Annotated in this window: 8 protein-coding genes; 2 read left to right on the top strand and 6 right to left on the bottom strand. The window is 66.1% G+C overall.

Annotation, left to right across the window (positions count from 1 at the left end; translation table 11 throughout):
• The 3 genes from AC1DRP_RS32480 to AC1DRP_RS32470 form a co-directional block, all read right to left on the bottom strand.
• Nucleotides 1-427, bottom strand: a 427-nt coding sequence (locus tag AC1DRP_RS32480; RefSeq protein WP_476770655.1) for an indole-3-glycerol phosphate synthase TrpC, incomplete at its 3' end; no start/stop codon positions are given.
• Nucleotides 428-434: 7 nt separating this feature from the next.
• Entirely contained in the window at nucleotides 435-1448 is a 1014-nt protein-coding gene (gene trpD / locus AC1DRP_RS32475; RefSeq protein WP_441505548.1) for an anthranilate phosphoribosyltransferase, read from the bottom strand.
• Between the two features lie 13 nt (nucleotides 1449-1461).
• Nucleotides 1462-2079: an anthranilate synthase component II gene (locus tag AC1DRP_RS32470; protein ID WP_441505549.1), complete on the bottom strand. Its 618-nt coding sequence runs from the start codon at nucleotides 2077-2079 to the stop codon at nucleotides 1462-1464.
• A 176-nt stretch (nucleotides 2080-2255) separates the two neighbouring features.
• Between AC1DRP_RS32470 and AC1DRP_RS32465 the strand changes: the two genes are divergently transcribed.
• The gene (locus AC1DRP_RS32465; protein ID WP_441505550.1) at nucleotides 2256-3464 is read left to right on the top strand and encodes a patatin-like phospholipase family protein; all 1209 of its coding nucleotides are present in this window, start codon (nucleotides 2256-2258) and stop codon (nucleotides 3462-3464) included.
• On the opposite strand, the gene AC1DRP_RS32460 is transcribed toward AC1DRP_RS32465, so the two are convergent.
• From AC1DRP_RS32460 to AC1DRP_RS32450, 3 genes are read right to left on the bottom strand one after another with little or no spacing between them, the layout of a single operon-like run.
• Entirely contained in the window at nucleotides 3392-4216 is an 825-nt protein-coding gene (locus tag AC1DRP_RS32460; protein WP_441505551.1) for a HipA family kinase, read from the bottom strand. The two genes, AC1DRP_RS32465 and AC1DRP_RS32460, sit on opposite strands and share 73 nt — an antisense overlap.
• Entirely contained in the window at nucleotides 4216-5730 is a 1515-nt protein-coding gene (gene trpE / locus AC1DRP_RS32455; protein ID WP_476770654.1) for an anthranilate synthase component I, read from the bottom strand. The genes AC1DRP_RS32460 and trpE overlap by 1 nt, the downstream gene beginning before the upstream one ends.
• On the bottom strand, nucleotides 5730-7646 hold the full coding sequence (locus AC1DRP_RS32450) for a peptidylprolyl isomerase (protein ID WP_476770653.1): 1917 nt from the start codon (nucleotides 7644-7646) through the stop codon (nucleotides 5730-5732). The genes trpE and AC1DRP_RS32450 overlap by 1 nt, the downstream gene beginning before the upstream one ends.
• A 174-nt stretch (nucleotides 7647-7820) precedes the next feature.
• Here AC1DRP_RS32450 and AC1DRP_RS32445 point away from each other — a divergent pair.
• Nucleotides 7821-8358, top strand: a 538-nt coding sequence (locus AC1DRP_RS32445) for a triose-phosphate isomerase family protein (protein ID WP_476770652.1), incomplete at its 3' end; no start/stop codon positions are given.

Genomic DNA, 8358 nt, shown 5'->3' with positions numbered 1-8358 from the left:
TCAGGATACAGTCGGTGCCCCAGGCGCGAGCCTCGAAGACCTGATAGGGGTCATAGAGGAAATCCTTGCGCAGGGCGGGAAGGCCGCTTGCCGCGCGCGCCTGCTGCAGGAATTCCGGCTGTCCCTGGAAAGAGGGGGCATCGGTCAGTACGGACAGGCAGGCCGCGCCGCCATCGGCATAGGCGCGTGCCAGCGATGGCGGGTCGAAATCGGCGCGGATCAGCCCCTTGGACGGGCTGGCCTTCTTGATCTCGGCGATCAATGCAGGCTTGCCGGCCGCGTGTTTCGCGGCAAGCGCGGCCGTGAAGCCACGCACGGGGCCGGCAGCCAGGGCGCGCTGCTCGATCTCCGCCTGGGAAACCGCGGCCTTGGCTGCGGCGATCTCCTGACGCTTATAGGCCTCGATGCGGGCGAGGATGTCGCTCATGACGTCCTCACGCGTTCGAGCTGGCGATAAGTGCGGTCAGCGTCGCCTTGGCCTTGCCGCTGTCGATCGCCGAGGTCGCGCGGGCGAGGCCGTCGCGCAGATCACCGGCCTGACCGGCCACGACGAGCGCGGCGGCGGCATTGAAGGCCGCGATATCGCGGAAGGGCGTCTTCTTGCCGTCGAGAACCGCGCGGAGCGCCTCGGCATTCTGCGCCGGTTCACCGCCGCGCAGATCCTCGGGCTTTGCACGGGCCAGGCCGACATCGTCCGGGCTGATCGAGAAACTCTCGATCTTGCCCTTGTCGAGCGCGACGACGCGGGTCGGGCCGGTGGTGGTAATCTCGTCAAGGCCGTCAGAGCCGTTCACGGCCCAGATGCGGTCGGAGCCCAGAGCAGACAGCACGCGCACCATCGGCTCGAGCCAGGTCTCTGAGAAGGCGCCGACGAGCTGCCTCTTGACACCGGCCGGGTTGGAGAGCGGCCCGAGCAGGTTGAAGATGGTGCGGGTGCCGAGTTCTGTGCGCACCGGCGCTACATGCCGCATCGAGGCGTGATGGGTCGGCGCGAACATGAAGCCGACGCCGGCCTCGGCGATGCAGCGCTCCGTGCCCGCGGGCTCGAGCCCCACCTTGACGCCGAGCGCGGTGAGCACGTCGGCCGCTCCGGAACGTGACGAGGCGGCGCGATTGCCATGCTTGGCGACCGGCACGCCGCAGGACGCGGTGATGATCGCGGCCAGCGTCGAGACGTTATAGGAGCCCGAAGCGTCGCCGCCGGTTCCGACGATGTCGATCGCGCCGGCCGGTGCTTTTACCGGCAGCATCTTGCCGCGCATGGCGCTGACCGCGCCGGCGATCTCCTCGACGGTCTCGCCACGGACGCGCAGCGCCATCAAGAAGGCGGCCGCCTGCGCATTGGTGACCTCGCCGGACAGGATGGTGTCAAAGGCATCGCGCGCCTCCTCGCGGGAGAGTGAGGCGCCGGTCGCCACCTTGGCGATGAAGGGTTTGAAATCGTCCATGGGTTCTTCGACGTCAGGCTGTTTCGGAAAGGGCGGCACGGTCCTGTGTCTGCGACCATCGTTCCGCCAGGCCGAGGAAATTGCGCAGGATCGTCGCACCCTGTTCGGAGGCGATGCTCTCGGGGTGAAACTGTACGCCATGCACCGGCAGGGAGCGGTGCGAGAGCGCCATGATTTGCCCGTCTTCCGTTGCGGCTTCGATCTCGAGCTCGGTCGGGCAGCTTTCTCGTGCCACGATGAGCGAGTGATAGCGCGTCGCCTGGATCGGCCCGTTGATGCCGTGAAAGAGGCCGCGGGCGTGATGGCCAATGGTCGAGATCTTGCCGTGCATCGGCAGCGGCGCGCGCACGATCTCGCCACCGAAGGCCTGACCGATGGTCTGCAGGCCGAGGCAAACGCCAAAGATCGGCTTCCTGTCGGCACCCTGGCGTACGAGGTCAAGGCAGATGCCAGCCTCGTTGGGGGTGCAGGGGCCTGGCGACAATACGATCGCGTCATGCCCTCCGCCCAGCGCCTCTTCGACGGCAAGGGCATCGTTGCGGCGAACCTCGACCTCCGCCCCAAGCCCGCCGATCAGGTGGACAAGGTTCCAGGTGAAGCTGTCGTAATTGTCGATCAGCAGGATACGCATTGCCGCTAACGAGATCTCCGGTCGCGATGATGGCAAGGTGGTCATGCCCGTTCGGGGGGCAAGTGGTCAAGTTATTGTCGGATCGTGGCTCCATCGCGATTGCGCTCGCAGCTCCGCTGGCGACAAGATGGCGGTGAAGAGACCGCGCAATCTTGCGGGGGCGTTCGGGTGGGGGCATGGCGATGTTGCGTCGGGCCGAGGCGATCAGGCACGTGCTGCTGGCCTCCGCGCTGTTCGGCCTGGCGGCATGCAATTCCGGGGAACGACCGCAAGCTCTGCCCGCGGAAGGCCTGTCGTCAGCCGAGGTCGTCGGATTCGGCACGATCCGCTTCTGGGGGGATGCGGTCGTCCCCACCACAAGCAAATATGTCGATACCCAATACCGGCAGATCGCCGCTTCGGGCTGTGGCAAATGCCAGGCGGCCGCAACATTTCTTGCGATTTCAGGTGGGAGCGGAGAGGGGGCCTATGGCGCGGGTTTCCTGAAGGGCTGGAGCGCACGCGGCGACCGGCCTCAATTCGAGGTCGTCACCGGGGTCAGTACTGGCTCGCTCGCTGCGCCCTTTGCGTTCCTCGGCTCGCACTATGACGGCGCCCTGGAGGAGATCTATACGCGCTACGGCGATAACGAGCTCTTTCGCAGCAAGGGAGTCCTCGGACTGTTTGGCGAGTCCCTCTACGACACGACGCCACTGCGCCACCTGGTCGAACGCTATGCGACCGAGCAATTGCTCGATGAAATCGCCGCCGAGCACCGCAAAGGCCGCCGTTTATTGGTCCAGACCACCAATCTCGATGCTCAGCGGCCGGTGATCTGGGACGTGGGCAGCATTGCCGCGAGTCAGCGGCCCGACCGGCAGAAGCTCTTTGTCGACATTCTGCTCGCTTCGGCAGCCATACCGGCGGTCTTTCCGGCCGTGCGCCTCAATGTCGAGAGCAACGGCAAGGTCTTCGACGAGCTTCACGTCGACGGCGGTGTCACCTCGCAGATCTTCTTTGCCCCACCGGGGCTCGATCTCAACGGGGCTGCCCGGCGCAACCTCGGTCAGGAACGCAGTCTCTCGCTCTATGTCATTCGCAACGGCAAGCTGGAGCCGGAATACAAGGCCAGCACCCAGACGGTGCCGGGGTTAGCCACACGCTCGATCTCGACGCTGGTGAAATACCAGGCGCTCGCCAATATCGCAGCGATCTCGGAGATGGCGAAGCGAATGCACGCGCGCTTCTCCTTCACCGCCATTCCCAAGAGCTTTCAAGGCAATCAGCGCTCCGAATTCGATACGGAGTACATGAAAGCCCTGTTCCAGCGCGGCTATGAGGAAGGTCGCAGCGGCAAGGCCTGGGAGACACAGCCGCCGCTCTCGCCGACGCTGGCCTCGCGCTGATCGCCAGCCTCTTGCGCCCCGCCGGTGCATAGGGCGTTCCAGTGCCGGATATAGGTCGCAAGCGCGTTGGCGATGACTGGGACCTCGCGTCCCGCGGCGTCGATCCAGGCCGACGGTGCTTCTGCCAGCCAGGAAATCGGCAGGTCGGGATCGAGTGCCTTGCCCTTGCTCGCCGTCATCATACCTGCCAGGAGATGTGTGCGTGGAAGTGCGAAGCTGGCGGGCAGGCGGCCGGCCAGTGCCCTGTCGAAATAGAGACAGGCGTCGAAATCGATCGCGTGCAGCGTACCGCCGGCCCCGCGCAGGAGATTCGGATTCGAGCGCGGCCGGTCGACATTGTGCAGGAAGCAATCCGCCTCCGCGATCGCCAGGAGACTCGCCGCATCGTCGGGGCCAAGGTCCGCGGCTGCGACCGGCGCGGTGTTCGGGATGAAAGCAACGCCGAGATTCCAGCCAAAGCTGCGCTGGATCATCTCGTCGAATTCGTCGGTGCCGACCATCCATGGGAAGCCGTGCGGCAGCAGCAGTGGTTTGGCATCGGGGACCGGTGCGCCGAGCAGCTTCGCGAAGCGCAGGGCAAGGAGCTCGATCAGCAGGCCACGAGGCCCTGGCCCGGCGCCGGCGAGCTTCAGGACATGCAGCCTGCCGTCGGTCGTCCGAACCAGGCAGGGGCGTGTGCTCGCATCACTGAAGACCCGCAGGATTTCGACGACCGTAGCGGCTGCGTCACCCCGGGGCTCCGGCGAGGCCACTATTGTCCCCGGCCAGCGCGCGCCGCGAACCGGATTGCTTCCTCCGCTGCCTTGAACAGGGCCTTGGCCTTGTTGATGCACTCGAGCTGTTCGGAAGCCGGGTTCGAATCATAGACGATGCCGGCGCCGGCCTGGACATGCATGCGGCCGTCCTTCACCACGGCGGTGCGCAGCACGATGCAGGTGTCCATTTCGCCATTGGCACCGAAATAGCCGATGCAGCCGCCATAGGCGCCGCGTGCGTCATGTTCCATCTCATCGATGATTTCCATGGCACGCACCTTCGGCGCTCCGGAGACGGTGCCGGCCGGGAAGCCCGCGGCGAGTGCGGCCAGCGCATCATGCTGCGGGTCGATCGCTCCCTCGACATTGGAAACGATGTGCATGACCTGGCTGTAACGCTCGATGAAGAAGGAATCGGTGACCTTGACCGAGCCGATCCGTGCAACGCGGCCGACGTCGTTGCGGCCAAGATCGAGCAGCATCAGATGCTCGGCCCGTTCCTTGGGGTCGGCCAGCAGTTCCTCGGCGAGCGCCGCATCCTCTTCGGTCGTCGCGCCGCGCCGCCGCGTGCCGGCGATCGGCCGGATGGTGACGGTATCGTCGCGCAACCGTACCAGGATCTCGGGGCTCGAACAGACGATCTGAAAATCAGCGAAGTCGAGATAGCACAGGAACGGCGCCGGGTTGACGCGCCGCAGCGCCCGGTAAAGCGCAAAGGAGGGCAGGGCGAAGGGCGCCTCGAAACGCTGCGACAGCACGACCTGGAAGATGTCGCCGGCGCGGATATAGTCCTGCGCCCGCGCCACCATGGCGTGAAACTCGGCCTCGGTCGTGTTGGAAACGATGTCGGGCTGCGGCAGCGCGGCGATATCGATGTCGGCTTCCGGGGGGAGAGGACCCTCGAGGATATCCGTGACCCGGTCGAGCCGCTCCTGGGCCCGATCGTGGGCGACGCGTGCGGCAACGCCCGGTTGATGGCGGACGGGCGTCACGAGATGGATCTCGTCGCGCACGGAATCGAACACCACCATCAGGGTCGGGCGGGTCAGGATCGCGTCGGGGACGCCGGTCCCGGTGTCCTTTGGCTGCGGCAGTCGCTCCATCAGCCGCACCATGTCGTAGCCGAGATAGCCGAAGACGCCGGCCGCCATCGGTGGCAGGCCATCCTCGTCGGGGATAGCGCTCTCGCCGAGCAGAGCCCGCAGGCTCTCGAAGGCGGGGCGCGGATCGGCGACGAAGGCCTCGCCCAAAGCCGGTCGGCAAAGCGAAGCCTCACCGCGATGGCAGCGCCAGATCACATCCGGCTCGATGCCGATCATCGAATAACGCCCGCGTACGGCGCCGCCCTCGACCGATTCGAGCAGAAAACTTGGGCCGGACGTGGCGTGCCTCAGCTTCATGAAGGCGGCGACGGGCGTCTCGCAATCACCGACCAGGACGCGCCGCAGAAGCTGCGGCGCTCCCGCGTCATACGCCTCCGCAAAGGAGGACAGATCGGAGGGCGCAGACATCAGTTCTGCGCGCCGCCGGTGGCGTTCCGGAAGGCCGTCTCGTTGACCGTGACGCCGAGGTTGCTCTGCAGTTTCGCGACATACTGCGCGAGGATATCCTCGCTGACGCTGGAGCCGAGCAGGCGGGCAAAATTCTCCGCCTCCTGCGTCGTCCGGGCATAGGGCGGTACCGTCGCCGAAACGACCTTGAAGAGGACGCGCCCGCTGTCGTCTGCGCCCAGCGCCGAGTTGCTCTTGCCGACAGGCGTTCCGAAGATCAGGCTGATGACATTGGCGGGCAGCTCCGGCTTCTGGTCCTGCCGGCCGAGCTCCGCCGCCTGTTCGACAACCAGGCCGGCCGAGGCGGCCACGGCATCGAAGGCCTCGCCGGAATCAAGACGCTGCACCAGTTCGCGGGCCTTGGCCGAGAGCTTGCTCGCCACCTCGTCTGCCCGCCATTGACGCTCGACCTCGCCCTTGACCTCGTCAAAGGTCCGCTCGCGCGAGGGGTCGATCTTGGTCACATCGAACCAGACATAGCCCGTGTCGCGCGGCAGGCGAACGGCCTCGTTATCGACGCCGATATCCGAGCGGAAGATGGCGGGAAGCGTGGCGTCGCCGCCGGRCAGGGGCTGTGCCTGCGTGCCGTCCGGCTTGCCCAGGCTGGCATCGACCGGGCCGACCGTCAGCAGGGGCAGATTGAACTCGCGTGCGATCTCGGCAAGCGGCTTGGCCGCGGCCCGTTGGTCCTCGATCCGATCATGCAGGTCCGTGAGCTGGCTCGTGGCCTTGCTGGTCGCGACGTCCTTGCGCACCTCGGCAGCAACCTCCTCAAAGGGCCGGATATGCTCGAGTTCGATCGTCGGGACGCGGAGGAGCACCGAGCCGAAGGCGCTGGCGACCGGAGCGCTGACGGCTCCCTGGGCAAGCGCGAACGCGGCCTCGCGCACGGCCGGATCGAAGACCTGATTGCGCGTGAAGGTGCCTAGCGTCAGGTCCTTCTCGGCGACATTGCGCGCGGCGGCGATCGCCTCGAACGCTTCGCCGGCATCGATCTTCGCCTTGGCGGCCTGCGCCTCCTCGGCATTCGGGAAGGTGATCTGCTGGATCGTGCGCTTCTCGGGGGAACCAAAGCGCTGCGCCTTGACCTGCTCATAGCGGGCCTTGGCCTCTTCGTCGGTGACCTTGCTCGGGTCGGCCAAAGCTTCGGTCGAGATCGTCAGCACGTTGGCGCTACGGAACTCGGGAGCCCGGAAACTCGCCTTGCGTTCGTCGAAATAGCCCTTGAGCTGAGCTTCGGTCGGTGCGGCGATCTCACCGGCGGCCGCCGGCGGCAGCTTGGCGAATGTCACTGCGCGGCGCTCGTTGCGCAGGCGATGTCCCAGTTCCTGCAGCGCGACCGGAGCGGTCACGCCGCCGACCACCATCTCGGCGATCTGTTGGCGCAGGATCGTGGCGCGCTGCTCGCGCACATAATTCTGTTCGTTGAGCCCGTTCGAGCGCAGCAATTCGTTGAAGCGGGCCGGCGAGAAGTTGCCGGAGGCATCGCGGAAGACCGGGTCCTGGAAAATCAGGTTGCGGATGGTCTCGTCGGAGACCGCAAGCCGCATCCGGCTCGCGGTCTGATCGAGCACAGCCTCCGTCACGAGGCGCGAGAGCACCTGGCGGTCGAGCCCCAGCGCGCGCGCCATTTCGGGAGTAATCGAGCGGCGCTGCTGGCGCGTCAGGTTCTGGACTTCGTTCTGATAGGCCACGCGCATCTGCTCGAGGCCGATCTCGGTCTTCCCGACCTGAGCGACAGAGTTGCGTCCATACCCCCGGAAGATGTCGCCGATGCCCCAGATCGCGAAGGACAGGATCAGAAATCCGAACATCACTGTGATGATGAGCTTGCCAATGAGGCCCTGACCCGCCTTGCGGATGCGATTCATCATCATGGGGTCGTTCTTTCCCTCTCCGGCCGCATCGCTGCGACGCGAGCCTTCGCGTTTTGTGGCGCTGCTTATAGGAACCGATCACGCTGCCCGCAATCTTCACCGTGGTCTTGCCGGCTGATTGCGGCGCGTTGCGGGCGTTGGTAGAGCCCGGAGCGAGAGAAGAGGAGAAAAATGGTGACGCGCAGCATCAAGCCGTTGGTGGCAGGCAATTGGAAGATGAACGGGCTCAAGRCCGAGCTTGCCATCGCAGCCGAGGTAGCCAGGGGCTATGACCGGGAGCTGAAACACGCGGTCGATCTCGCCATCTGCCCACCGGCGACGCTGCTCTTTGCCATGACGGCAGCCCTGACCGGCTCGCGGATTGCCACGGGCGGACAGGATTGCGGTGAGCAGGAAAGCGGCGCGTTCACCGGGGAGGTCTCCGCCGCCATGCTCGCCGATGCCGGCGCCGGCTATGCCATCGTCGGTCATTCCGAGCGCCGCACCCTCCACGGCGAGACCAATCCGGTCGTCAAGGCCAAGGCCGAAGCGGCGCAGCGCGCCCTGCTGGTCCCGATCGTCTGCGTCGGCGAGACGCAGGCCGAGCGCGCAGCCGGCAAGGCGCTTGCCGTGGTCAGGAAACAGCTTCGCGGCTCGGTCCCCGATGCGTCGACGCCCTTGACCCTCGTCATCGCCTACGAACCGGTCTGGGCTATCGGCACCGGGCTGACCC

The sequence above is a fragment of the Allobosea sp. 01N443 genome, from assembly GCF_056399325.1.
This window is presented reverse-complemented; position numbering and strand designations above follow the sequence as displayed.

What these genes read in the sequence shown, in the direction of transcription:
- trpD (WP_441505548.1), bottom strand. Translation starts at nt 1,448, where the DNA reads ATGGACGATTTCAAACCCTTCATCGCCAAGGTGGCGACCGGCGCCTCA.
- AC1DRP_RS32470 (WP_441505549.1), bottom strand. Translation starts at nt 2,079, where the DNA reads ATGCGTATCCTGCTGATCGACAATTACGACAGCTTCACCTGGAACCTT.
- AC1DRP_RS32465 (WP_441505550.1), top strand. Translation starts at nt 2,256, where the DNA reads ATGGCGATGTTGCGTCGGGCCGAGGCGATCAGGCACGTGCTGCTGGCC.
- trpE (WP_476770654.1), bottom strand. Translation starts at nt 5,730, where the DNA reads ATGTCTGCGCCCTCCGATCTGTCCTCCTTTGCGGAGGCGTATGACGCG.